Annotated in this window: 22 protein-coding genes, 1 pseudogene and 1 riboswitch; of the genes and pseudogenes, 11 read left to right on the forward strand and 12 right to left on the reverse strand. The window is 69.1% G+C overall.

What is annotated here, in order from left to right; genetic code table 11:
• Window positions 1-60: 60 nt before the first annotated feature.
• A complete protein-coding gene (locus tag J2853_RS05475) occupies window positions 61-462 on the forward strand; it encodes a helix-turn-helix transcriptional regulator (protein WP_442480513.1) in 402 nt (133 codons plus the stop codon).
• Between the two features lie 79 nt (window positions 463-541).
• Here J2853_RS05475 and J2853_RS05480 read toward each other — a convergent pair whose 3' ends face one another.
• On the reverse strand, window positions 542-1,249 hold the full coding sequence (locus J2853_RS05480; protein WP_307555586.1) for a permease prefix domain 1-containing protein: 708 nt from the start codon (window positions 1,247-1,249) through the stop codon (window positions 542-544).
• Between the two features lie 141 nt (window positions 1,250-1,390).
• Window positions 1,391-2,458, reverse strand: coding sequence for a pentapeptide repeat-containing protein (locus J2853_RS05485; protein WP_307555587.1), 1,068 nt, complete (start codon window positions 2,456-2,458; stop codon window positions 1,391-1,393).
• A 162-nt stretch (window positions 2,459-2,620) separates the two neighbouring features.
• On the opposite strand from J2853_RS05485, the gene J2853_RS05490 reads away from it, so the two are divergent.
• The 4 genes from J2853_RS05490 (at window position 2,621) to trxA (ending at window position 7,645) form a co-directional block, all read left to right on the forward strand.
• On the forward strand, window positions 2,621-4,969 hold the full coding sequence (locus J2853_RS05490) for an ExeM/NucH family extracellular endonuclease (RefSeq protein ID WP_307555589.1): 2,349 nt from the start codon (window positions 2,621-2,623) through the stop codon (window positions 4,967-4,969).
• 124 nt (window positions 4,970-5,093) lie between these two features.
• Window positions 5,094-5,906, forward strand: a complete 813-nt coding sequence (locus J2853_RS05495) for an aminoglycoside 3'-phosphotransferase (protein WP_307555591.1) — start codon at window positions 5,094-5,096, stop codon at window positions 5,904-5,906.
• A 119-nt stretch (window positions 5,907-6,025) separates the two neighbouring features.
• Window positions 6,026-7,135 carry a DNA alkylation repair protein gene (locus tag J2853_RS05500; protein ID WP_307555593.1) on the forward strand — a complete coding sequence of 370 codons (1,110 nt, stop codon included), beginning with the start codon at window positions 6,026-6,028 and terminating at the stop codon, window positions 7,133-7,135.
• A 138-nt stretch (window positions 7,136-7,273) separates the two neighbouring features.
• Window positions 7,274-7,645 (forward strand): thioredoxin, encoded by a 372-nt coding sequence (gene trxA, locus J2853_RS05505; protein WP_307555595.1) that lies wholly within the window; start codon window positions 7,274-7,276, stop codon window positions 7,643-7,645.
• 250 nt (window positions 7,646-7,895) lie between these two features.
• On the opposite strand, the gene J2853_RS05510 is transcribed toward trxA, so the two are convergent.
• The 10 genes from J2853_RS05510 to J2853_RS05555 form a co-directional block, all read right to left on the reverse strand.
• On the reverse strand, window positions 7,896-9,227 hold the full coding sequence (locus tag J2853_RS05510) for a class II 3-deoxy-7-phosphoheptulonate synthase (RefSeq protein WP_307555597.1): 1,332 nt from the start codon (window positions 9,225-9,227) through the stop codon (window positions 7,896-7,898).
• Between the two features lie 64 nt (window positions 9,228-9,291).
• Window positions 9,292-10,509, reverse strand: coding sequence for an FAD-dependent oxidoreductase (locus J2853_RS05515; RefSeq protein WP_307555599.1), 1,218 nt, complete (start codon window positions 10,507-10,509; stop codon window positions 9,292-9,294).
• A gap of 230 nt (window positions 10,510-10,739) precedes the next feature.
• Complete coding sequence (locus J2853_RS05520) at window positions 10,740-11,726, reverse strand: phosphotransferase family protein (RefSeq protein WP_307555601.1); 987 nt, start codon at window positions 11,724-11,726, stop codon at window positions 10,740-10,742.
• A gap of 9 nt (window positions 11,727-11,735) precedes the next feature.
• Entirely contained in the window at window positions 11,736-12,632 is an 897-nt protein-coding gene (locus J2853_RS05525; protein WP_307555603.1) for an aldose 1-epimerase family protein, read from the reverse strand.
• Window positions 12,633-12,709: 77 nt separating this feature from the next.
• Complete coding sequence (locus tag J2853_RS05530; protein WP_307555604.1) at window positions 12,710-13,717, reverse strand: LacI family DNA-binding transcriptional regulator; 1,008 nt, start codon at window positions 13,715-13,717, stop codon at window positions 12,710-12,712.
• A gap of 30 nt (window positions 13,718-13,747) precedes the next feature.
• Window positions 13,748-15,172 (reverse strand): GH1 family beta-glucosidase, encoded by a 1,425-nt coding sequence (locus J2853_RS05535; protein WP_307555605.1) that lies wholly within the window; start codon window positions 15,170-15,172, stop codon window positions 13,748-13,750.
• Window positions 15,169-16,047 (reverse strand): carbohydrate ABC transporter permease, encoded by an 879-nt coding sequence (locus J2853_RS05540; RefSeq protein ID WP_307555607.1) that lies wholly within the window; start codon window positions 16,045-16,047, stop codon window positions 15,169-15,171. The genes J2853_RS05535 and J2853_RS05540 overlap by 4 nt, the downstream gene beginning before the upstream one ends.
• The gene (locus J2853_RS05545) at window positions 16,044-17,018 is read right to left on the reverse strand and encodes a carbohydrate ABC transporter permease (RefSeq protein WP_307555609.1); all 975 of its coding nucleotides are present in this window, start codon (window positions 17,016-17,018) and stop codon (window positions 16,044-16,046) included. The genes J2853_RS05540 and J2853_RS05545 overlap by 4 nt, the downstream gene beginning before the upstream one ends.
• A gap of 84 nt (window positions 17,019-17,102) precedes the next feature.
• Window positions 17,103-18,455: an ABC transporter substrate-binding protein gene (locus J2853_RS05550; protein ID WP_307555611.1), complete on the reverse strand. Its 1,353-nt coding sequence runs from the start codon at window positions 18,453-18,455 to the stop codon at window positions 17,103-17,105.
• A 654-nt stretch (window positions 18,456-19,109) separates the two neighbouring features.
• Window positions 19,110-19,811 carry a CHAP domain-containing protein gene (locus tag J2853_RS05555; protein WP_307555613.1) on the reverse strand — a complete coding sequence of 234 codons (702 nt, stop codon included), beginning with the start codon at window positions 19,809-19,811 and terminating at the stop codon, window positions 19,110-19,112.
• Window positions 19,812-19,829: 18 nt separating this feature from the next.
• A riboswitch (cyclic di-AMP (ydaO/yuaA leader) is annotated at window positions 19,830-19,968 on the reverse strand.
• Between the two features lie 759 nt (window positions 19,969-20,727).
• Between J2853_RS05555 and J2853_RS05560 the strand changes: the two genes are divergently transcribed.
• The 6 genes and pseudogenes from J2853_RS05560 (at window position 20,728) to J2853_RS05585 (ending at window position 25,041) form a co-directional block, all read left to right on the forward strand.
• Window positions 20,728-21,126, forward strand: coding sequence for an ABC transporter substrate-binding protein (locus J2853_RS05560; protein ID WP_307555615.1), 399 nt, complete (start codon window positions 20,728-20,730; stop codon window positions 21,124-21,126).
• Between the two features lie 112 nt (window positions 21,127-21,238).
• Entirely contained in the window at window positions 21,239-22,003 is a 765-nt protein-coding gene (locus J2853_RS05565) for a class I SAM-dependent methyltransferase (RefSeq protein ID WP_307555617.1), read from the forward strand.
• 110 nt (window positions 22,004-22,113) lie between these two features.
• On the forward strand, window positions 22,114-23,091 hold the full coding sequence (locus J2853_RS05570; RefSeq protein WP_307555619.1) for a FecCD family ABC transporter permease: 978 nt from the start codon (window positions 22,114-22,116) through the stop codon (window positions 23,089-23,091).
• A pseudogene (locus J2853_RS47765) lies at window positions 23,088-23,435 on the forward strand (ATP-binding cassette domain-containing protein); the annotation flags it as partial. The gene J2853_RS05570 and the pseudogene J2853_RS47765, both read left to right, overlap by 4 nt.
• Before the next feature lie 50 nt (window positions 23,436-23,485).
• Complete coding sequence (locus J2853_RS05580) at window positions 23,486-23,890, forward strand: ABC transporter ATP-binding protein (protein ID WP_307555623.1); 405 nt, start codon at window positions 23,486-23,488, stop codon at window positions 23,888-23,890.
• A gap of 113 nt (window positions 23,891-24,003) precedes the next feature.
• Window positions 24,004-25,041, forward strand: coding sequence for a hypothetical protein (locus J2853_RS05585; RefSeq protein WP_307555625.1), 1,038 nt, complete (start codon window positions 24,004-24,006; stop codon window positions 25,039-25,041).
• Window position 25,042: the final 1 nt, after the last annotated feature.

The raw sequence follows: 25,042 nt of genomic DNA on the forward strand, positions 1-25,042 counted from the left end.
GGCACTCTACATGTAGCTGGCCTATATGTAGGATGCCTACACGGGAGATAGGCTGATGACGTGAGCGAGCGAAGTGAACAAGCCGTCGAGCATGACGACGCGGTCTTCGAGCGGCCGGTCAAGGGAGATCGCGTGAACACCGATGCGCTTCGCGGGCACATGGACGCCCTGCTGCTCTCCGTGCTGGAGCACGACCCCCTGCACGGTTACGCGATCATCGAGGCCTTGCAGGAGCGCAGCGGCGGCGCGCTGACCGTGCCGACCGGCACGGTCTATCCGGCGCTGCGGCGGCTGGAGCAGGCGGGATACCTCGCCAGCGAGTGGGCCACGGTGGGCGGGCGCAGGCGGCGCACCTACCGGCTGACCCCCTCGGGCCGTACGGCGCTGGCCGGGGAGCGCTCCGCCTGGCGGGAGTTCGCCGGCGCGATCGGCAGCGTGCTGGAGCCTCGGGCCACGCGGTGAGGAGCCCGTGCGGTGACGGGCGGTGTGCCGGAGCCTCGGGCCGCGCGGTGAGGGGTCCGGCGGGCTGCGGGAGCCCGGGTCACACGGTGATCGAGTCCGCGAGCCGCGCGGTGCCGGGCTCTCGCCGGGTGAGACGCAGGCACCGGGCCGCGCAGTAGAGCTGCAGCAGCCAGGACGCGCAGGTCATCAGCGCGGCCGGGATTCCCAGCGGAAGGCCGGAGAGTTTCGCCGGCCCGTTCGCGCCGTAGGTCAGCGCCAGGCTCAGGATGAGCGTGATCGGCAGTATGGCGCAGATCAGCATGGCCAGCGACCGGGTGACGAGCCGGGGCCGCCGGATCCTGCGCAGGCCGCGGCTCAGCGCGAGCAGTGTGACCCCGCCGAGCACGCCGACGAACATCTGGAGGATGTCCAGGCCGCGGGAGACCGGGATGAACCAGGAGGGCCAGGCCGCGTAGGCCGCCGGGTCGCCGGGGAGGGTCCGCCAGGTCAGGGTCCACATGAGCGTGGTCAGCGGCACGCTGAGAAACAGCAGGCAGGCCAGCCGGCGTCCCGCCGATATGGAGAGCCCCTCCTGGTAGCCCGGTGCGATCTCGCTGATCGGGCCGAACTCCTCGACCGCGATCCGTTCGGCCTCGGCCCGGTCCAGTCCTTCACCCTCCAGCGCCTCGGCGGTGTCGAGCAGGCTGTCGCGCGCTTCGGTGATCATGTCGAGCTTCGGGCCTCGCGGGCCTCTGAGGGCATGGCTGAGCCCGGTCACGTAATCGTCGATGACACCGGTGCTCGTCATGTTCTCCCCAGCCGCATGATCCCTTTCAGGGTAATCACTCCCATCCTGGTCGTCCCTTCGGGGCCGGCGCATCGGGGACCACCCTGAGAAGACCCCGAGCCGGCTCGTGTCCGCTTCGCCCGAGATCGGCGAGCGTTCTCCTCATCGGTCCGGGTCGGTGGCCCGGAAAGCGCGTCGGCGCCACCAGCGCAGCGCCCGCCCTCCGCGCTGGGGCAGGGCGAGAGAGCAGTCGCGCAGGCGGAGGCGCTCGGGATGGAGGATCCCGGTGAACAGGCAGGCGCTGAGGTCCAGGCCGGTCAGCTCCAGTTCTTCGGAGTCGACTCCGTGCAGCGAGGTCACTCTGGCCGTGCCCTTGCCGCTGAGCGTGGCCGGGCCGCGAAGCGTGGCTCCTTCGAGATCGGCGTCCGCGTCGTTGAGGCGTACGGTCAGCCGCCCGGCCACCCGCAGGCGCCGCAGATCCACCGAGCAGCCGTCGGCGGCCAGGTCGAGATCTCTGCCCGCCCACGCGCCGGCGAGGGTCAGGTGGCGGCCGACCGAGGCCGGGGTCAGATAGCCGCCCGCCGCGAATCGCGCCGCCTCGAACCCGGCCAGCCCGCCGAACCTCGCCTTCCGGAACGAGACGGTACGGCGGAACCGGCAGCCCCTGAAGGTCGCGTCACCGGCGAACCGGGTGTCGTCAAAGGCGACGAACCCCTGGAAGTCGGCATTTTCGAAGGACGCGGTACGGCCGAACACGGCCTCGCCGAACAGCGCGTCGCTGCCTATGGACACCCGGTCGAAGGCCGCGTGACCCGCGACGGTGACACCGTGCAGGGACAACTCCTCGGCGAACCGGACCTCTCCGAAGGAGACGTTGCTCGCGAAACGGGCGTCGCAGAACGAGGCGAGGCGCTGGAAACGGGCGTGGTCGAACGAGACGTCCCCGCCGAACACGACGTCGCCGAACCTGACGCTCTCGGGAAAGAGCGCCCAGTCGAACCTCGCGCGGCCCAGGTAGCCGTGCGTGGCGGCCAGGATCCGTTCCAGCAGGCGCCCGCTGACGGTGGTGGCCCGCAGATCGACCGCCGAGCCGGAGGACAGACCGTGGATGACGTCGTCCAGCTCGCCGGGATCCAGGTGGGCCATACAGCGCCCGTACGGTTGCCGGGCTGATCCGGTGCACTGCGGGGAGACGGCGCAGGTGATCCAACCCACGTCCAGAGTTCTCATACATGGTAGGTACCCGCAGACGACCGCCGCACCAAGTTCTAGGTCAAGGCAAGCCAGATCTCGCGGGCCAACTGGACATGAATTGTCAAGATTTGATTATTTAGCCTCCTAACTACCCATAGGTAAGTGATGTCCGGCTAAAGGGGCTCTACGCTCCCGGTCATGCGTGCTTTATCCCGGGCCTTCACCGCCCTCGTCGCCCTCAGCGTCACCGCCGGTGTCGCGGCCTTCACAACAGCACCGGCTCTGGCGGAGCCGGGCACCGTCGTCATCAGCCAGGTCTACGGCGGAGGTGGCAACAGCGGAGCCCCGCTCGCCAACGACTTCGTCGAGCTGTTCAACCGCGGTGCCGCACCCGTCGCGCTGGACGGCTGGTCCGTCCAGTACGGCAGCGCCGCCGGCACCGGCAACTTCGGCGCCAACCCGGTCGTCTCCCTGTCAGGCACGCTCGCGCCGGGCCGGTACCACCTGGTCCAGCTCGCCGGCGGCGCCAACGGAGCCGCCCTGCCCACGCCGGACAGCACCGGCGCGATCAACATGAGCGGCACCGCGGGCAAGGTCGCCCTGGTGCGCTCGGCCGAGGGTCTGGCCTGCAACGGCGGCTCCACCCCCTGTACGCCGGAGCAGACGGCGCTGATCGCCGATCTCGTCGGGTACGGCACCGCGAACTACTTCGAGGGCACGGTCGCTCCCGCCCTCTCCAACGGCACCGCCGGGCTGCGCAAGGATCACGGCTGCGCCGACACCGACGTCAACGGCGCCGATGTGGAGGCCGCGGCCCCCGCGCCGCGCAACACGGCCACCGCCCCGGCGCCCTGCGGCGGGGTCGAGCCCACGCCGGAACCGACCGTGGAACCCACGCCGACCCCCACGCCGACGTGTGAGACCCCGGCCACCCACCAGATCGCCCAGGTGCAGGGAAGCGGTGACATCAGCCCGCTGGCCGGCCAGGTCGTCCGCGTCGAGGGCATCGTGACCGCCGACTTCCAGGAGACGAACCAGCTCGGCGGGTTCTTCCTGCAGGACCCGACCCCGGACGCCGACCCCGCCACCTCCGACGGCCTGTTCGCCCTCGCCCGCAGCTCCTTCAAGGACGTCAAGGTCGGGGACCGGGTGCTGGTCACCGGCAAGGCCGTGGAGTTCAACGGCTGGACCGAGCTGTCGCCGGTCACCTCCGTCGACATCTGCGGCACCGGAAAGTCGATCAAGCCGACCAGGCAGAGCCTGCCCCTGCCCGCCGGCGCGACCTTCGAGCCGGTCGAGAGCATGCTCGTCACCTTCTCCCAGGCGCTCACCCTCAACGACCACTACAACCTGGGCCGTTACGGCGAGATCACCGTCTCCTCCGACGGCCGCACGTTCCAGCCGACCGACCGCTCGGGCGTGGACGCCGCCAAGAACGCGCGCCGGAGCCTGCTCGTGGACGACGGCTCCAGCGTGGAGAACCCGCCGGTCATCCCCTACACCGACCCGCGCACCGCCCGTCTGGGCGACACCGCGCTCGGCGCCACCGGCGTGATGGGGTACGGCTTCGGCAAGTACCGCCTCCAGCCGACCAAGCCGATCAAATTCCTGGGCCTCAACCTGCGCCTGCCCGCCCCGTTCCCGGTCATCGGCAACGTCAGGGTGGCCAGCTTCAACACCCTCAACTGGTTCACCACCCTGGGCTCGCGCGGCGCGAGCAACGCCGCGGAGCAGCAGCGCCAGCTCACCAAGCTGGTCGCGGCGCTCAAGGGCATGAACGCCGACGTGGTCAGCCTGATGGAGGTCGAGAACAACGGCCAGACGGCGCTCCAGGCCCTGGTCGACGCGCTCAACGCCCAGGTCGGGGCGGGCACCTACAAGGCGCTGGCCCACCCCTACCCCGGCACCGACCAGATCCACGTGGCGATGATCTACAAGCCGGGCAAGGTCCAGCCCGTCGGCGCGGCCCAGTTCTCGACGGACCCGGTCTTCCGGCGGCCCCCGCTGGTCCAGACCTTCCGCCGGGTCCAGGGCGGGGAGCCGTTCACGGCGATCGTCAACCACTTCAAGTCCAAGGGCTGCGACGCGAGCGCCGTCGGCCCCGACGCCGACAACGGCGACGGCCAGAGCTGCTTCAACGGCGAGCGCGTCCGCCAGGCACAGGCGACGCTGAGCCTGATCAAGACCCTGAAGCTGCCCAACCCGCTGGTGCTGGGCGACCTCAACGCCTACGGCGAGGAGGACCCGATCGCCACCCTGGAGGCCGGCGGCCTGACCAGCCTGACCAAGAGGTTCGTCCCGGCGCCGCTGCGCTACAGCTACCTCTTCGACGGCCTCGCCGGTGAGCTGGACCACGCCCTGGCCGGCAAGGACCTGCTCAAGCGAGTGACCAGCACGACGATCTGGCACATCAACTCGGACGAGAGCCGGATCAACGACTACAACACGGAGTTCAACCCGCTGAGCCTCTACCGGCCCGACGCGTTCCGCTCCTCCGATCACGACCCCGTGGTCATCGGTCTCACCCTGCCGGGCGGCAAGCGCTGACCCCGGTCTCCGGGGCCAAGCCCTGATCCACAACCATAAGAGGGCCCCTCGTCTTCACCGAGGGGTCCTCTTCGACGTGAAAACCCGTTGTCGCCGGCGCCGTTCCCCGGGGAGGATCACGTCCATGAGCCGCCCCGTCATCTCCGAGATCCCGACCGGTCCCGTGGCCGTCCCGGGCGTCGTCACGGCGCTCGCCGGCGACGACACCGTCACCCCGGTGTGGCACAACGCGCTCGGCGGTCTGACGTTCCGGCTCGATGACGGGCGCGACGGCATCAGATACGTCAAGTGGATCGCCGCCGGCACCCCGGAGATCGACCTCCCCGGTGAGGCGGAGCGCCTGGTCTGGGCGCGGCGATGGGTGACCGTCCCGCGAGTCGTCGAGCACGGCACGGACGCCGACGGCACCTGGCTGGTCACGGCGGCGGTCCCCGGCCTCTCCGCGGTGGACCCGCGGTGGAGTGTCGACCCGGCGACCGCGGTGGCCGCGATCGGCCGGGGACTGCGCCTGCTCCACGACGCCCTGCCCGTGGACCGGTGCCCGTTCGACTGGGGCGTCGATCGTCGGCTCGCACGCGCCGACGAGCGCATCGCCGGCGGAGAGGGACCGGCCGACCGGTTCCCCGAGCACCGCCGCCTCGAAACCGCGGAGGCGAGGGCCCGCATCGGCGAGCCGCCCGCGATCGACCGCCTGGTCGTCTGTCACGGGGACGCGTGCGTCCCCAACACCCTGCTGCACGACGACGGCACGTTCGCCGCGCACGTCGACCTCGGTTCGCTCGGGGTGGCCGACCGATGGGCCGACCTCGCGGTCGCGGCCTGGAGCACGGAGTGGAACTACGGCCCGGGCTACGACGGCATCGTGTACGACGCGTACGGGATCACCCCGGACCCGGAGCGCATCGCCTACTACCGACTGCTCTGGGACATGGCGTGATCGGTCGCGTGCCGCTCAGCCCGGCGGTCGCACCGTTCCGCCCGCCGTCCGCCGCGCCATAATTGGTCTCGCCGACACCGGCAGTGGCCGGATGCCGGCTCGACACACGGGGAGAATCCATGCCTTTCGCCGACGAACTCATCGGCGACCACACCGCCAAGTCGCTGATCGAAGCGGTCGCGGCGGTCGCGCCCGGCGCGCCGCTCGCCGCGCTCCGCACCGCCGCCGGCGAACTGGCGACCCGGTCACTGCGGGAACGCAGCGACCTGCTCAGAGACGCCCTTCTGCGGGACCTGCCCGGTGACTACGACGCGTTCGCCCGCACGATCCGCGCCGCGAAGACCGGGGAGCTGCCCTTCAGCGGGTGGCTGATCTGGCCGGTCACCGGCGCGATCGCCGCGAAGGCGGTCGACGGCGGCGGCGTCGACGCCTTCGACGACGCCATGGCCGTGCTCGCCGAACTCACCTCTCGCCTCACGTCCGAGTTCGCCATCCGCGTGCTCCTCGACCACGACGTCGACCGGGCGCTCGCCGCCGTTCTGACCTGGGTCGCCTCACCTGACGAACATGTCCGCCGCCTGGCGTCCGAGGGCACCCGGCCGTTCCTGCCCTGGGCGAAACGGGTTCCCGCCCTCCTGGCCCGCCCTCGGGCGACCCTTCCCGTCATCAACGCCTTGTACCGCGACGAGAGCGAGTACGTGCGACGCTCCGTCGCCAATCACCTGAACGACCTGAGCAGGCAACAACCGGACCTCGTCGTCGAGACCGCGGCGGCCTGGCTCTCGGAGCCTGACGAGCACACGGCGCGCCTCGTCAGGAACGGCCTCCGCACCCTCGTCAAGAAAGGCCACCCCGGTGCGCTCGGACTGCTGGGGTTCGCTCACGTCGACGGTATCGACGTCGTCGGACCGACCCTCGCGGAGACGCGGGTCCCGTTCGGCGGAACCGCCGGTTTCACCGCGACGATCACCAATACCGCGGCCGAGCCGGCGACGCTCGCCATCGACTACATCGTGCACCACATGAAGGCGAACGGCGATCAGCGCGGTAAGACCTTCAAACTCACCACCATGACGCTGGCCCCCGGCGAGCGACGAGAGCTCTCTCGCAAGCACTCCTTCCGTGAGATCACCACCCGGCGCTACTATCCGGGCGCGCACGCCATCGAACTCCAGATCAACGGCGTCGCCTCCGGCCGAGGCGAGTTCACCCTCGTGGCGGCCGACTGACAGGCGCCAAGGGGCCCGCGGAGGCGAACGACCGTCACCGGCCCCGGCTTTTTCCGTCCGCGATGCGGGATGGAATGCCCGGCGCCGGGAAGTGGTTATGCCAGCCGTACAGACGTGAACGACAAGAGGAGCCAACCGGTGGCGACCATCGAGGTAACCGAGAAGAACTTCAACGACATCGCCGATGAGGGGATCGTCCTGCTGGACTTCTGGGCGGCTTGGTGCGGACCGTGCCGCACTTTCGGCCCGATTTTTGAGAAGTCGTCGGAGAAGCACGACGACATCAAGTTCGGCAAGATCGACACTGAGGCGCAGCAGGCGCTGGCCCAGGGGTTCGAGATCACCTCGATTCCGACCATCATGGCGATCCGTGACGGCATCGTCGTCTTCGCGCAGCCCGGAGCGCTGCCCGCGCCCGCCCTTGAAGACCTGATCGGTCAGGTTCGCGCGCTCGACATGGATTCGATCCGGGCCGAGCTCGCGAACGAGGTGGGCATCCAGAAAAGCTGACGCCCGAATCAAAAAGCCCCGCGACCGGTGACGGTGCGGGGCTTGCCGATGGGCTGTCCGGCCGGACCGAGCGGTGGATCTCGCCGCCTCTCGGCCGGACCTGGAGGCCCGGACCTGGAGGCGGAGCCCTCCGATCAGGCCGGGAGGCGGATCTTCGCCGGCCAGACCCGACCGGGAGGCGGAGCCTCCCGATCAGGCGGGGAAGGACGATTCCACCGGTCCCGATCGGGCCGGAGGCGGAGCCGTCCGATCAGACCGAGCGGTAGAGCTCCGCGACCCTGAAGGCCAGGTCCAGCGACTGGCTCCGGTTCAGGCGCGGGTCGCAGGCCGTCTCGTAGCGCCGGGCCAGGTCGTCCTCGACGATCTCCGTACCGCCGCCCACGCACTCGGTGACGTCGTCGCCGGTGAGCTCGATGTGGACGCCGCCGGGGTGGGTGCCGAGCGCCCGGTGCACCTCGAAGAAGCCCGCCACCTCGTTCAGGACGTCGTCCAGGCGGCGGGTCTTGTGGCCGCTGGGCGCCTCGAAGGTGTTGCCGTGCATCGGGTCGCAGATCCACGCCACCTGGGCGCCGTCGGCGGTCACCTTCTCCACCAGCGAGGGAAGGTGGTCGCGGATCTTCGAGGCCCCCATCCGGGTGATGAACGTCAGGCGCCCGGGCTCGTTGGCCGGGTTCAGCTTCTCGACCAGGGCGAGTGCCTCCTCGGCGGTGGTCGTCGGGCCGAGCTTCACCCCGATCGGGTTGCGGATGCGGGAGAAGAACTCCACGTGCGCGCCGTCGAGCTGACGGGTGCGCTCACCGATCCAGACCATGTGCGCCGACACGTCGTACGGCATGCCGCTCAGGGAGTCGATCCGGGTGAGCGCCCGGTCGTAGTCCAGGATCAGGGCCTCGTGGGAGGAGTAGAACTCGACGCTGTGGAACTCCTCGGGCTCGGCCCCGCACGCGCGCATGAACGCCAGCGCCTGGTCGATCTCCCGGGCGAGCCGCTCGTAGCGCTTGCCGGCGGGTGACTCGCTCACGAAGTCGCGGTTCCAGGCGTGCACCTGGCGCAGGTCGGCGTAGCCGCCCTTGGTGAAGGCGCGGACGAGGTTCAGGGTCACCGCGGAGGAGTGGTAGGCCTGCAGCAGCCGCCACGGGTCGGGGATGCGGGACTCGGGCGTGAAGTCGAAGCCGTTGATCATGTCGCCGCGGTAGGCGGGGAGTTCCACGCCGTCGCGGACCTCGGTGTTCTTGGAGCGGGGCTTGGCGAACTGCCCGGCCATCCGGCCGATCTTCACGACCGGGACCTTCGCCGCGTAGGTGAGCACGATCGCCATCTGCAGCAGCGTCTTGAGCTTGTCGCGCACGTCGTCCGCGGTGGCGCCTGCGAAGGTCTCCGCGCAGTCGCCACCCTGCAGGACGAAGGCCTCGCCCCGCGTCACCGCGGCCAGATCCGCTTTGAGGTTGTCACACTCCCCGGCGAACACGAGGGGCGGAAGGCCCCCCAGCTGGTTGACGACCTTGTCCAGCTCGCCGCGGTCGGGCCACTCGGGCTGCTGCGCCGCAGGCAGCTGCCGCCAGGAATCGAGGTTGATGCTCACGACATACCAGGCTATTGCAACCGGGAGATCAAACTAACCCAATGTCCACAGACTGAGAATGTCTTTATGCCTGGTGAGATTTCACGGGACTTCTGACGTGTTCCGGAAGGACGCCGAAACCGATGAAACGGCAGGCCAGAGAGCCGATGACGGGGATCCGAGCGATATTCGGGGGCATCCGTGCCGGTTTGCTGCCTTTGGATAGGACTGGGCGGATCAGCTGATTCTGCACCACGCGCTGGGCGAACTGGGTGATCATGGTGGGCAGGGTGCGGCGGCGCTGGACCCCGGCGAGCAGGGACTCGGGAACGGCGGCTCCGTCCGCCAGCGGTCCGGCCAGCAGGTTGGCCGCGGCCACCGCGTCCTGCACGGCCAGGTTGATGCCGACGCCGAAGATCGGGGACATGGCGTGCGCGGCGTCGCCGATGATCAGCAGGCCGGGACGGTGCCAGCGGCGCAGCCGATTGAGGGCGACCGACAGCATGCTGACGTCGTCGAAGTCGGTGATCAGCTCGACCCGGTCCTTGAGGAAGGGCAGCAGGCCGGCGACCGGTTCGCGGAGCGCGTCCACGCCACGGGCCCGAAGGGCGTCGAAGCCGCCCTTGGGAATCACGTAGGCGAGCTGCCAGTGGGTCTCGCGGTTGATCGCCACCATGAGCTTGCCGGTGGAGACGCGGAGGAACGTCCTGTCGGGGTCCGTCGCCTCGTGCGGCAGCCGGAACCAGAGAACGTCCATCGGCGCGGCGTGTTCCACGGGGACGAGCCCCGCGGCCCGGCGCACGTCGGAGTGCCGGCCGTCGGCGGCCACGGTGAGCGTCGCCGGAAGCTCGTGCTCGCCGGAGGCGTCGCGGTAGCGGATCCCGCGCACAGCGTCGCCCTCACGGATCACACCGTGCACCTCGGCCTCCATGATGAGGCGGAAGTTCGGATACCGCTTGGCTGCGCTGATCAGCAGGTCGAGGAACTCCCACTGCGGAACGAAGGCGATATACGGATATTTACTCTTGAGCTTGGACAGGTCGGCGATCAGTAGCGAGGCGTCGTCGGTCTGCATCCTCAGACTGTCCACCTTGCGGTGCGGGAGCCGGTGGAACTCCTCGGCCAGGCCGAGCTCGTCGAGGATCTGGAGGGTCGACGGATGAATGGTGTCGCCCCTGAAGTCACGCAGGAAGTCGGCGTGCTTCTCCAGAAGCGTCACCTGGACGCCCGCCCGGGCCAGCAACAGCGCGAGCATGACCCCCGCCGGGCCGCCCCCGGCGATCACGCATGTGTTCTGGTTCATAATTCATCACCTAATGAAATCCTGACACGGAACGTTCGCGAAGGGAACCGGTTTCCGGGAAGCCGGGCGTCATCCGGTATCGGACAGGAAGGTGTGAGGCCCGCGCCACCGAGGCGCGAGGTCCGCCGAAGGCGCCCCCGACCCGCCGGAGACAATGTCTGACCTGCGGAGACAATGTCCGATGCCACGATTGTAGGCATCGGTGACAGGTGGGCCTCGCGGCGAGGTCGCTACGGGGCGGCCAGCGCGTCGAGCGCCCTGAGCGCGGCGGCGGAGGAGCGGTCGCGCAGGGAGGCGTACTCCTTCTCGGGATACTGGCGGGGGCCGTTCTCGGTCAGGATGATCAGAGCGAGGTAGAGCCGGTAGAGGGCGATGCGGGCGCGGGTGGAGGCGGTGAACTCCACGACCCCGCCCGCCTCCCGGTAGCCGGCCACGATCTCGTCGCTCTCGTCCAGCTCGCCGAAGATCGTCGGGGTGACGAAGTCGGCCAGCGGATCGCCCCAGAACGCACGCTCGTGGTCGATGATGGCCTGGATGCGCGGCGTTTCGTCGAGGGTCAGGAAGACGTTGCCCGGCCACACGTCGAAGTGGACCAGGCAGGGCGTCGTCACCTCGTCCAGCACGCCCGCACTCGCCTCGATCGCCGCCGAGATCTCCGCCGCCGGCCTCGGCAGCGGGATGGCGTAACGGCGCGCGTCGGCCAGGATCGCACCGGTCATCGCCAGGAAGGCGGTCCGCCAGGTGTCACCGGTCAGGCCGGCGTGCGGGTAGCCGTAGACGTCGCCGGTGATCGCGTTCAGCCGGGCCAGATGGCGGCCCAGCTCCCGGCGGAGCGCGCGCCGGTCCGCCTCGGCCGGTTCGGTCTGGTTCCACGACACCCCGCCGAGGGCGGACAGGATCAGGTAGTCCCCGCCCAGCACGGGATCGTCGAACCCGGCGCGCAGCAGCTCCGGGCCGGGCACCCCGGCCGGTCCCGCCAGGCCGTAGACCATGGCCTCGGTGCGCAGCAGGTGCCGCTCGTAGCGCAGCTGCTCCAGCTCGGGCGGGGGCGACAGCTTGAGGACCACCTCGCGCCCGTCCTCCAGGGCGAGCCGCCACACGGCGTTGGCGAAACCGTCGGTCAGCTCGGCCGAGGCGGTCACCCCCGTGCCGAGGGCCCGTCGCACCAGCGCGTCGAGCTGGGAGGGAGTGAGCGAGCGCTTGGTCTTACTGTCCATCGCCTCACCTTAGACGGCGGAGATCGTCCAGGAGGTCTCGACCTTGTCGCCGGGCTGAAGCACGATCAGGTCGGTGCCGGAGTTGAAGGCGTCCGGCGGGCAGGTCATCGGCTCGATGGCCAGCCCCCGGTAGTCGAGGCTGCTGCCGGTGCACACCTGCGCCCAGGGCATCGACGCCGCGTCCCAGCGGATCTCGACCCCGCCGTCCGGGCCGTTCACCCGTATCCGGACCAGCCCGTCGGCGTCCGCGGCGAGTCCGGTGAAGGCGTGGTCCACGGCGGTGTCGCCGACCGTGCGCGGGGCCCTGAAGTCGTACGGCGTGCCGGAGACGTCCTCCAGGGAGCGCGGCAGCAGCAGGTCGTCCACCAGCAGCACCTTGGAGGCGGGCACGTGCAGTTCGTACTCCTTGACGTCGCCGCCCGCCAGCAGCCACGGGTGCGGGCCGCAGCCGTAGGGGGCGGGCCGGTCGCCGATGTTCTCCGCGGTCAGCGTGGTGGTCAGCCCGTCCGGGGTGAGGGAGTAGAGGACCTGCAGGTCCAGCGTGAAGGGATAGCCCGGGGTCGGGGCGAGGGTGTGCGCCAGCCGTACGAACCCGTGCTCGTCCTCCACGGCCAGCCATTCCACCGCCTGCCAGTCGACCTCGGCGACCAGCCCGTGCAGGGCGTTGCCCCTGTCCTCCTCGTTCGTCGGCAACCGGTGGACCTCACCGTCGAAGGTGTAGGAGGAACCGCCGATCCGGTTGGGCCACGGGGCGAGCAGGGCGCCGCTGTAGTAGGGGATCGGCTCGTCCGCGGGCCAGCTGGGCACCAGGTCGCGCTCACCGTGACGGAGCACGCGCAGGGCCGCGGACCGCTCGGTGATCTCGGCGTGCATGATGCCGCTGCGGAGGGTGAACTGCCTGGACACGGGGGTCCTTTCGCCGGGGAGGACAACGGGGTGGGGCGACGCCGGCCCGAGGTGAGCGGGGGCCGCCGTCCACCCGGTCAGGCGGAGGCCCGCTCGACCAGGTGTGTATCCAGTATCACGACGGGCTGCTCCAGATGCTCGCCGTTGATGCGGGAGACGAGAAGATGGGCCATCTGGCGGCCCATCATCTCGGTGGGCTGGTGCACGGTGGTGAGCGCGGGGGAGGAGTGCGCCCCGGCGGGCGAGTCGTCGAATCCGATCACCGCGACGTCGTCCGGGATCGCCCTGCGCTCCTCCCGCAGCACCCGGATCGCGCCCAGCGCCATCGGGTCGGAGGCGGTGAACACCGCGTCCAGGTCGGGGTTCTCAGCGAGGAGCTTGCGCATGCCGACCATGCCGCTCTCCTCGCTGAAGTCGCCGTAGGCCACGATCTCGGCCACGCCGGTCGCCAGCAGCGCGTCACGGTAGCCCGCGAGCCGGTCCACGCCCACACCCATGTCCTGCGGGCCCGCGATGGTGGCGATCCGCCGGCGGCCCTTGCCCAGCAGGTATTTGACCGCCTGCCGGGCTCCGGCCCTGTTGTCCACGTCGACGTAGCTGTAGGGGGTGAGACCGACGGGACGCCCGCCGATGACGGTCGGCACGCCCATGGACTCCAGCCGCCCGGGCAGCGGGTCGGCGCCGTGCAGCGAGATCAGCAGCACCCCGTCGACGTGCTGGCCGGTCAGGTAGTGCTCCAGCCGCTCGTGGTCCTGCTTCGACTGGGCCATCGCCAGGATGAGTTGCAGACCGGTCTCGGACAGGGCCGAGCCGATGCCGCGGATGGTCCCGGCGAAGTAGGGTTCGTCGAAGACCCGCAACTCCGACTCCGAGACGACCAGGGCCACGGTGTCGGTGCGACGGGTGACCAGCGCCCGCGCGGCCCGGTTGGGGACGTAGCCGAGCTCCTGGATCGCCCGCAGGACCGTGTCGCGAGCCTTCTCGCTCACCTTCGGTGAGCCGTTGATGACTCGCGACACCGTACCGCGGCCGACCCCGGCCAGAGCCGCGACCGCCTCAAGCGTCGGACGACGGTCGCCGTTCATGTTCTCGCCCCCATAGATGATTACCGGCTCTTATTCTGCCGGACCGCTCAGGCCTCCACGCCTGATGGTCCCGGAATACCAGAGAGCGCTCTCTTTGGGAACTCTGAGCTGGGTCTCATAATCGACGTGAACCAGGCCGAACCGCTTGCCGTACCCCCACGCCCACTCGAAGTTGTCCATCAGCGACCAGGCGAAGTAGCCCTCCAGCGGGATTCCCGCCTCGATCGCGGCGTGGCAGGCGCGCAGGTGAAGGTCGATGTAGTCGACCCGGTCGCGGTCGTGGACCACACCGTCGGCGTCCACGACGTCGTGGAAGGCCGCGCCGTTCTCCGAGATGACCAGCGGGATCCGGGGGTAGTCGGAGACCAGCCGCCGCAGGATCTCCCCCAGCCCCGAGCCGTCGATCTCCCAGCCCATGTCCGTGACCGGCCGCCCGCCCTCGACGAACGACACGTGCTCGCTGCCGACCCAGGGCGACCCGGTGTCGGTGGGCGCCGCCGCGGCCGACGCCGCGCCGCCCGGGGTTCCGGAGACGGTGAAGCGGCTGTAGTAGTTGATCAGCAGTTTGTCGAGCGGCGTCGAGATGACGTCCAGGTCGCCGTCCCGGACGAACTCGCCCACCTCGCCGAAGTCCTCCAGCACGTCGGCCGGATAGGCGCCCTTCAGCAGGGCGTCCAGGAAGAATCGGTTCTGCAGGCCGTCGATACGGCGGGCGGCGTCCAGGTCGGCCTCGGAGCCGGTCTGCGGCGTGATCGCGTAGAGATTGACGCAGCCGCCGATCTTGGTGTCGGCCCGCTGGGCCCGCATGGCCTGCGAGGCCAGGCCGTGCGCCAGGAGGAGGTGATGGGCGGCGTGTACGGCCTGCGCCGGATCTCGACGCCCCGGCGCGTGCTCGCCGGAGGCGTACCCGAGGAACGCCGAGCACCAGGGCTCGTTGACCGTACTCCAGTTGCGGACCCGGTCGCCGAGCGCGTCGTGCACGACCGCCGCGTAGTCGGCGAAGCGCTTCGACGTTTCGCGTGAAGGCCAGCCTCCCGCGTCCTCCAGGGCCTGGGGCAGGTCCCAGTGATAGAGCGTCACCCAGGGGTCGACGCCCCGCGAGAGCAGCTCGTCGACCAGGCGACTGTAGAAGTCGAGGCCCTTGGCGTTGATCGCGCCGCTGCCGTCGGGCTGGATCCGGGGCCAGGAGACGGAGAACCGGTAGGCGCCGAGACCGAGGTCGGCCATCAGCCGAACGTCGTCGCGGTAACGGTGGTAGTGATCGATGGCCACTTCGGCGTGCTCGCCGTTGACCACCCGTCCGGGCTGCCGGACGAAGGTGTCCCAGATGGAGAGACCGCGGCCGTCTTCGGAGACGGCGCCTTCGATCTGGTAGGCGGAGGTGGCCGCGCCCCAGACGAAGTCCGTTGGGAACACCAGATCCGGGGTCTGAATCCGCGTTTCTTGCGTGGTCACGCTTTGACCGCACCTTCCATGAGGCCGCCGACGATCTGACGGCCGAACGCCACGAAAACGATGAACAGAGGGAGGACCGAGGCCGCCGTGCCGGTGAAGAGCATGACGTAGTCGGTACCGTGGGCCTGGTTGAGCGCCGCGATCGAGGTCTGAACCACCGGGTTGTCCGGGTTCAGGACGATCAACGGCCACATGAACTCGTTCCAGGTCTGCATGAAGACCAGCAGCGCGAGCACCGCCATACCGGGACGGAGCGCGGGCAGGATGACGTTCACATAGATCCGCATGGTGGAGGCGCCGTCGACGCGGGCCGCCTCGACCAGCTCGTCCGGGACCGCCTGGGTGGCGTACTGGGTCATCATGAAGACCCCGAACCCGTTGACCAGGAACGGCAGGATCACCGCCTTGAGCTGGCCGGTCCAGCCGAGGGTGACCATGAGCTCGTACAGCGGCACGATGCCCATCTGCTGGAGGGGGACCATCATCGTCACCAGGATCAGGCCCAGCAGGATCTTGCTGCCCTTGAAGCGGAGCTTCGCGAAGGCGAAGCCGGCCAGGGTGGAGATGAACACGACCGACAGGGTCACGGTGACCGAGACGATGGCCGAGTTGATCAGACCGGTGAGGAAGTAGGCGTCCTCGGTGGAGAACAGCCTGGCGACGTTCTCGCCGAGGTGCCCGCCGGGCAGCAGCGGCGGCGGGACGTCCATCGCCTCCTCGTTGGTCCGCGTGGCCATGATGAACATGTAGTAGATGGGGAAGGCCGAGAGCACGAGCGCGAAGGCCAGGACGACCTTCGTCAGCGGGCCGGCGTCCCAGATGCGGTTCCGCGCGGCCGAAGCCGTGTGGCGCGGCCGGGATTGGATGGCCGTCACTTGGAACCCCCGATACGGCGGGTGAAGGAGTAGTTGATGAGCGTGCCGATGAGGATCAGCACGAACAGCAGCCACGCGGCGGCCGCCGCGTAACCGAAGTCGAAGTCGCGGAACGCCTCCTTGACGATGAACATCGCCACGGTCTGGTACTGGCCGGTGGTACCGCCGGCCATCGTCGGGTTGCCGTCGAACATGACCGGCTCGGTGAACAGGGTCAGCCCGCCGATGGTGGAGATGAACACCGTGAAGATGATCGTCGGGCGCAGCATCGGGACGGTGATCTGCCAGAACTGCCGCCTGGCCGTGGCGCCGTCGATGGCGGCGGCCTCGTAGAGATCCTTGGGGATGGTCTGCATGGCGGCGAGCAGGATGATCGCGTTGTAGCCGGTCCAGCGCCAGTCGATCATCGTGGAGATCGCGATCCACGAGGACCACTTCTGGTTCTGCCAGTTGATCGGGTCGACGTCGAAGAGGCTGAGGAACCAGTTGATCATGCCGTAGTCCCGCCCGTAGAGCTGGGTGAAGACGACGGCGACGGCGACGACGGAGGTGATCAGCGGAAGGAGCACGCCGAGGCGGAAGAAGAGCCGACCCCGGATGCGCTTGTTGAGCGCGTTGGCCAGGAGCAGGGCCAGGGCGAGCTGCGGGATCGTCGACATGGCGAACATGCCGAGCGTGTTGACCACCGCGTTCCAGAAGGCCCCGTCGGTGATCAGTTCGGTGTAGTTGTCGAACCCGACGAGGGTCTTGTCGCCGGCGAGCTCCCATTCGTGCAGGGACACCCAGAGGGTGTAGCCGAGCGGGAAGATGCCGAAGATCGCAAAAAGCAGGAAGTAGGGGGAGACGAGGAAGTAGGGAGTCGCGCGGAGGTCGAACCGGGCGAACCCTCTGCTCCGTCCCGGTCCCCGGTGTCCCGCGGACCGGCGGGGGCCGGGCCGGGGAGGAGCCGGGGTGTCGACGTGCAGGGTCATCGGTCAGAGCCTTTCAGCCAGGGGGCAGGCGACCGGCCCGGCGGCGGTGTCACCGTCGCCGGGCCGATGCGGATCGGGACGGGATCAGCCCGCTGCCTTGACGCCGGCCTCGACGAACCTCGTCCAGGCCTGGTCGTAGGGGATCGAGCCCTGGTCCATGCCTTCCAGGACCTTCTCCACCGAGGTCTTGACCTGGGCGTGCTTCTCACCGAGGAAGGTGGGAAGCAGGTCCTTGACCGAGGCGCCGAAGATCTGACCGGTCGGGGCGTCGTTGAAGAACGGGTTCTTCAGCTCGCTGACCGCGGGGTCCTGCTGCGCGGGGATGGAGCTCGGGAAGGCCGCGGCCTCCTGGAAGGCCATGACGTGGCCCTCCTTGCCGGTGAGGTAGTTCAGGACCTCGGCGGCTTCCTTGGGGTGCTTGCTCTGCTTGGGCACCGCGAGGTAGGAACCGCCCCAGTTGCCCGCGCCGCCGGGCACGGCCGCGACGTCCCACTTGCCCTTGTTCTCGTCACCGGCCGCACCGGAGACCACGCCGAGCATCCAGGCCGGGCAGCCCATGGTGGCGAAGGCGCCCTTCTTGATGGCGGCGTTCCACGGCGGGGTGAAGGAGGCGAGCTTGGCGGTCAGGCCCGCCTCGCTGAAGCTCTTCACCAGGTCGAAGGAGGTCTTGATGGCGGGGTTGGTCTCGAGGACGAGCTGGTTGCTCTTGTCGAAGTAGGCGACGTTGCCGTTCTTCGGCGCCTCCTGCGACAGGATCACGTTGTAGAGCGTGTTCGGGCCGTCGAGGAACTTGGGGTCGGACTTGCCGGGGTTGGCGGCCTGGAACTTCTTGCCGATCTCCATGAACGCGCTCCAGTCGGGCCAGAGCTTGCCGACCTCCTCGCGCTCGGTGGGCAGACCGGCCTTTTCGAACAGGTCCGTGCGGTAGCACATGGTCATGCCACCGATGTCGGTGCCGAGGGCGAACAGCTTGTTGTCGGCGTTGATGCCGTTGTCCCACTTCGCCGCGGGGAAGTCGGCCTTGCGGCTCTCCAGGCCGTACTCGGCGAGGTCGGTGAAGAACTGCGGACGGGCCTTCATGAGGCCCATCGCGCCCTCGTCCACGGCGATGATGTCGGCCGCGCCGCTGCCGGCCTGCAGGCGCTGGAGCAGTTGGGGCAGGTAGACGTCCTCAAAGCGGTCGGTCAGGTTCTGGTACTTGACCTGGATGTTCGGGTGCGCCGCGTTCCAGGTTTCCACGGCCTTGTCGTAGCCGAAGTTCTCGCCGCCGCCGAAGGTGTGCACGGTGATGGTCACCGGCTCGGCCGCGGCCGAGGAGCCGCCGGCGTTCGCGGCGGGTGCGGGGGACTCACTCGAACCGCAGGAGGTAATCGCCAGGGCGGTGGCCGCCATGACTGCGACTGCGGCGAGTTTGCCATGTCGCGTGTTGTTCAACATTCCGGACCCCTCTCAGGTGGTCGCCCGAATCAGTGGGAGGTGGCAACGCGAGGCCGGCCCCCGAAACTCGGCCTGCGACGCGGCGGTTCCTCGGTATGCTTTGGGAGCGCTCCCACGAAGAGTGGACGATAGGCAACCTGGACGTCAATATGCCGAAACTCAACCGTTACATCTAGCCGGTTTGCGGGTGACTAACTGGCATGAAGCAGACAAAGCTCTCAGCAGGACAGTTGGGAGCGCTCCCATCTCATGCACATACAGTTAGGACATTTTGCAGGTGAGGAGGGGTGAGGGGTCCCGTCCGCGCCCACCCTTCCGGGCTCGTGCGGCGCGTGTCACCCCTCGGCGCCGCGACCTTTCTGTGTCCTCTTCGTGATGATTTCGTGGTCATATTCGTAGCCGCTCCGTGAATCTTTCATGGCTCCGCCGCGCCTCACGCCGATCGGAGCGGGGTTCCGGGAGGCGGAGGGCCGCGGGGTCACGCGAGGCGGAGGACGCCGAAGAAGATCGAAGGAGGGGGGCGTCGAAGGAGGGGCGGCGAAAGGGGCGGCGGCGAAGAAGGAGGGGCGGCGAAAGGGGCGGCGGCGAAGAAGGGGCGGCGAGAAGGAGCGCGGCTCGATTCGAGCCGCGCTCCTTGGTCGGTGCCTGAGGGGATCAGGCGGTGTAGAGCGGGTAGCCGTAGCCGACGACCTGGGACTTGGGCCGGATGCGCTGCTCGACCACGCCGTTGCCGGTGTTGCCCTCGATCGTGGTGATCGTGCCGTTGCCGTTGTCCTTCTTCACGAGGCCGACATGGTCGATGCCGTCGATGTCCTTGCTGCCGTTCCAGTCGTAGAAGACGACGGCGCCGGGCTCCGCGACGTTGCCCCAGCGGTGGTTGTCCTTGAACCACTTGGCGTAGGTGACGGTGTAGGCGTCCCAGCCCATGGCGGGACGGATGCCGGCCTGCTCGCCGACCCAGGAGACGAACATCGCGCACCAGGGGGCGTTCGCGTAGTCCTGCACGCTACCGCCGTCGCGGGCGACGGTCTCCCTGCCTCGCGGGGAGGACTCGTACCAGGACTGGAACTTGGTTCCACCGCCCCGGGCGTTCTCTCTGATGCCGATCTGCTTCTCGGCGATGCTCAGGACCTGCTGGGCGGAGACCTTGGGGAGCTGCTCCGCCTCGATCTGGAGGCGGGACAGGGTAGGCCTGACGATCTCGGAGGAGGTGGGCTTGAGGGCGCTGGAGTTGGGGGGCTCGGCCAGGGCGGGGGAGGCCGCGATGGTCCCCCCGGCGATGGCGATCGATACGCCTGCGAGGACGCGGGCCACGTGGGTGAAGCGGAGGGTGGGGATAAGGCGATGCTTGGTCATGCGGGGGTTCGACTCCTTGCGTCGCTTCCATTCCGCCTACCGGGTTAGCTGACGGGTTCGGGCTGGGAAGTGCCCTACGACGCGCGAACGCGTTGATTCACCCCAGAAACGTGGTTCCCCGGTTCCGCTGACTGCGCGGATTCGGCGGCCGTGCTCACCTGTGTGAAGGATCCGCGCAGGTGAGTGCGGTCGGGCAATGTGGTGGCAATGCTCGGGTCCTAAAAGGCTCAGGCATTGACCTCGAATGAGACGAACCTACGCCAACCAGACAGACGAATACAAATGCCACACATTGCCTTGGCTTGGTACTACGCCTGAAAACGGGTAAAGGAAGAGCGGCTTTTCCGGCTCGATCAAGGCCCGGATTCATGGCCGTCCGGCGGTGGGCGTGTCCGTTGGCGGCGGAACGGGCGGTAGCCGCCTCAAAGTTCGGAAAAGCCTATTTTCATGGCGATTCCAAGCCTCGCCGTCGATTTGTGGATCATTGATTCGAGGTTGTGGCGGCACCGAATCGGGGCCGGTCGGGGGCCGTTGTCCATGATCGAAATCTTTAGAACACAGTATCGAGTAAAGTTCTGACCGCAATAGGGTCGAGGCGCGGATTTTTTACCTTTGACCTGCATCCCCGCCCCAATGTGAGGGTATGGGCGATCACGCGTGACGCGTCCGGTTTCGCACCTGTCCCACGCGTATCAGGCGACTCGTGTCTGACAGGGCGCCCATTGTCCTGCCGATATCGACGATCCGAATGGACGCCCGGAAGCCCGAACCGGAAATGCCGGTCGCTTCTCTTGTGCGATGCGCGAGAAGGCGGGGTTCGCGTTTTGGGTCATGCGTGGAGTCGGCGGTCGCTTGAGGGCGCGGAACGTCATGGGCTCAAGGCCGGGCATGGCGCTTTGTGGTGTTCGAACGGTGAATGCGGGACGTCGTGGCGCTCAAGTCGACGAATGCGGAGCTCCGGACCAAGGCGCCGGCCATCGCCGGTCGCGGAGGGCTGCCCGACACCATCGGCACGTTCCTCGGCGCGGGCAACGCCTTCTCCGATATCGCCCAGCAGTGGTCCGAGGGAAGCTGGGAAAAGATCGCCGAGCGCGATCCGGACGTGATCGTGCTGGCTGACCTCACCCGCGGCGGTGACGGTGACAGCGCCGCGGACAAGATGAGGTTCCTGCGCTCCGATCCCGTCGCCTCCCAGCTCACGGTGGTCAAGAACAACCGCTTCATCGTCGTGCCCGGATCGGCCGTGGACCCCTCGATCAGGGGCGTCAGCGCCGTGGAGAAGGTCTGTGAAGGACTGCGGGACCTCTACGGCTGACCCAGGACGAGCCCGCTCGACCCGACCTGACCCGGCATACGACCCGAGCCGACCCGGCATGAGCCCGCTCGACACGAACCCCGCCCACCCGATTCCCTCCCCGGAGACCGTGATGACCACTTCCACACCCTCACCGACCTCGTACGACCTGCTCTCACGCTGGGAAGAGCAGCAGGCCGCCTACGTGGCCCATCGCGAAAACCGCTTCCAGGTGATGCTCGACGTACTCGGCCTGCACTGCCCCGCGGACCTCACCGTGCTCGACCTGGCCTGCGGACCCGGATCGATCGCCGATCGAGTGCTGAGCCGTTTCCCGCAGGCGCGCGCGGTGGCCGTCGATTACGATCCGGTCCTGGCGCACCTCGCGCGATCGATCCTGGAGCGACACGGTCGAGCCACCGTGATCGAATCCGAGCTGGCACATTCGGGCTGGTCGTCGGCCCTCTCGGCGTGGAGCTTCGACGCGGTGCTGACCTCCACGGCGCTGCACTGGCTCTCTCCCGGCCAGTTGCTGGAGGTCTACACCGAGTTGGCGCGCCTGCTGCCCCCCGGCGCCGTACTGCTCAACGCCGACCACCTGCGATTCGGAGCCGACCGCCCGACGCTGCGGCACCTGTCGGCCGGCCATGACGCCGAGGTCCAGAGGGCGGCCTTCGCGGACGGCGCCGCCACCTGGGAGCAGTGGTGGGCACTGGCGGCCAGTGATCCCGACCTAACGCCCCTGATGCCCGAGCGGGAGCGACGTTTCGCCGACCGCCCGCCGCAGTCGCCGGCGCCGCTGGAGTTCCACCTCGCTGCTCTGCGTACCGCGGGCTTCACCGAGGTGGGAACCGTCTGGCAGTACCTGGATGACCACGTCGTCTTCGCCCGTCGATGACATCTCACGTATCGCCACGGGTGGCCGGACACGCCGGCCCGGACGGACCCGTCGCCGTTTCGCGAGGTGGGCGACGGCGAGGAGGTGTCTCGGCGGCCGGTGCGGGACTGGTGCTGTTGCCGTTGTCGGTGGCGCTCGCGGTGACCGTCGGAGCCGCGGGCCTGTCGATCGGTGACGTGTTCCAGACGATCGCCGTGCACCTGGGTGTCCCGCCGGCTCCTCTCACGGGCCTCCAGGACGCGATCGTCTGGGAGCTCCGCCTGCCCCGGGTGCTTCTGGCCGCGCTGGTCGGAGGGGGTCTGGCCGTGTGCGGAGCGGTCCTGCAGGCGCTGACCCGCAACCCTCTGGCCGACCCCTACCTGCTGGGCATCTCCTCGGGCGCCTCCACCGGGGCCGTGGCCGTCCTGATCCTCGGCCTGGGATCGGGGGCCGCGGCCGCCCTGACGGCGGGTGCTTTCACCGGCAGCCTGCTGGCCTTCTGCTGCGTGCTCGCACTGATAGGCATGACGTTGGGCGGCTCGATCCGCGTCGTGCTGGCGGGGGTGGCGGTCTCGCAACTGTTCGGCGCGCTGACCAGTCTGATCGTCATCTGGGCGGGTGACGATCGGAGCACTCGCGGTGTGACGTTCTGGCTGCTGGGCTCGCTCGCCTCGGCGGGCTGGACCACCGCGGCCCTCTGCGCGGCGGCCACGGGGATCGCCCTGGCGGTCTGCTGGTTCGCCTCCCCCGCCCTGGACGCCTTCGCCTTCGGACGCGAGGCCGCCGCCTCACTCGGCATCCCCCCGGCCAGGACGCAACTCATCCTGTTCGTCACCACCGCGCTGAGCACGGCGGCTCTCGTCGCCGCGAGCGGCGCCATCGGGTTCGTGGGCCTGGTCGTTCCGCACGCGGTCCGGTTCCTGGTCGGCAGCCGCCACCGCGTGCTCCTGCCGGCGTGCGCGCTGTACGGAGCGATCTTCCTGCTGTGGGCCGACACCGCAGCGCGCACACTGTTCTCCCCACGGGAGATCCCCGTCGGCGTGCTCACCGCGCTGATCGGCGTTCCCGCGTTCGCGGTCATCATGCGCCGAAGGAGCGCCGGATCATGAGCTTGGACACCCATGACGTCGTGTGGGCCGCCGGCGGCGCGCCCATCATCGACGGGATCACGATCGCCATCCCGCGGGGTGGCTTCACGGGCCTGCTGGGACCCAACGGGTGCGGGAAGTCGACCTTGCTGCGGGTTCTGGCCGGTCTGCTGCCTCCGAAGGCGGGAACGGTCCTGCTGGATCGGTGGCGGCTGAGCGAGCTGCCGCGGCGCGAGGTCGCCCGTCGTCTGGCGGTGGTCGCCCAGGAGGTGTCCGCCGACGTCGACATGACCGTCGCGGACGTCGTGACGCTCGGCCGGATTCCGCACAGGACCCGGCTCGGCGCGGTGGGCCGTGACGACGCCCGCGACGCGTGGGAGACCGAGAGGGCCCTGGCACAGTGCGACCTGGCGGGATGGGAGGACGTCACTGGTCGACGCTGTCCGGCGGGGAACGTCAGCGCGTCAACATCGCCCGCGCTCTGGCCCAGCGCCCCACCGAGCTCCTTCTCGACGAGCCGACCAACCATCTCGACATCCACCACCAGGTCGACCTCCTGCGGATGCTGGCCGCCGCACCGGCCACGGTCGTCGCCGCCCTGCATGATCTGAACCTCGCCGCCCAGTACTGCGACCATCTGCTTCTCCTGGAGGCCGGGCGGGTGGTCGCCTCGGGTTCTCCCGCCCAGGTGCTGACCGAGCGGCTGGTCGAACGTGTCTACCGCGTGAGCGTGACGGTGAACACGGGTTCCGACGGCCGTCCTCACCTGAGATACGGCTCCCTCAAGGATTCCGTGCGAGCGGAGGGCCCCGGACGGTGACCTCGGGGCCGCCGTCCGGGGACGGTTCGCCCGCGGATGGGCGAAAGCACATAGCTGCTTGTTCATCCGCAGTTCCCGGGCGCTTAAGGCCGCGGGGTTAGGTTGAGGCAGTCGTGAACGGGTCATCGCCCGGCGTGGAGGACGGTCGAGACCACGCGCGGGAGCAGGGTTCGGCCGTTGCCTGGGTGGAATCCCCGCTGCAGATGCTCTGCGCGGTGGAGGCCCACCATGCCGGGTTGCTCGGTGCTCGCAGCCGTGTCATCCCCCGGGCCAAGTTGCGCCCGCTGGAGGTGACCCACCGAGAGCTCTCCCGGCTCGCCCTGCCGCCGGGACTCGAACTCACCGCTCCCGAATCGGACATGCCCCGCTCCGGCCGGGGTACGACCGGGGCCGTGGGCGACGCCTTCTCCGGCAAGGTTCAGTTCCGCTGGCTCACCACCCTTCCCGGCCGCATCGTGATCGTCGACGACGGGCTGGCCACGATCCGGCTCCTGGAACTGCTCACCGGGCGGATGTGGACGCCCCTGTTGCGGGCTCGCGGCAACGCGGGCCGGCTCAGGACCGCTCTCGGGACGGCCGCGGGCATACGGCTGCGCACCGCCGCCCGCTCCGGCCGGCTGTCGATCTTCACGGCGCTGCCCGTTCCCGCCGAGCTGGCGCAGGCCGTACGCGACAAGGGCGCGGAGCTGGTCACCCACGATTTCACCTGGCTGCGGTCGCAGCCCCTGCGCAGGCCACGCCCCGAGGAGCGCACGATCGTTCTCGGCACCTCGCTGGTCCGCAACGGCCTGATCCACCGCGAAAACTACTTCACCTGGCTGGCCGGGCTCGGCTCCGCCGAGCCGGTGGCCTACTTCCCGCATCGCCGGGAGGACCCCAGCGATCTCGCCCGGGTCGGGGAACAGCCCGGGATCACCGTCTACGACGGCGGGGTTCCCGCCGAGATGACCCTCCGCGGGCTGGCCGCGGAGCAGCGGGTGCTGAGCCTGCCGTCCACCGCCGTCACCTCCCTGCGGGTTCTGCTCTCGGCCAGGGGGGTCGCCGTGGAGACCGTGGACGTCCCCGACGAGTGGTGGACCGCCGAGGCGGCGCCTTCGCTCCGTTCCCACCTTTCGATGTTCGCCCATCACGACACTGGAGTTACCGGTTGAA

The sequence above is a fragment of the Streptosporangium lutulentum genome, from assembly GCF_030811455.1.
GTDB classification, from domain to species: Bacteria; Actinomycetota; Actinomycetes; order Streptosporangiales; family Streptosporangiaceae; genus Streptosporangium; species Streptosporangium lutulentum.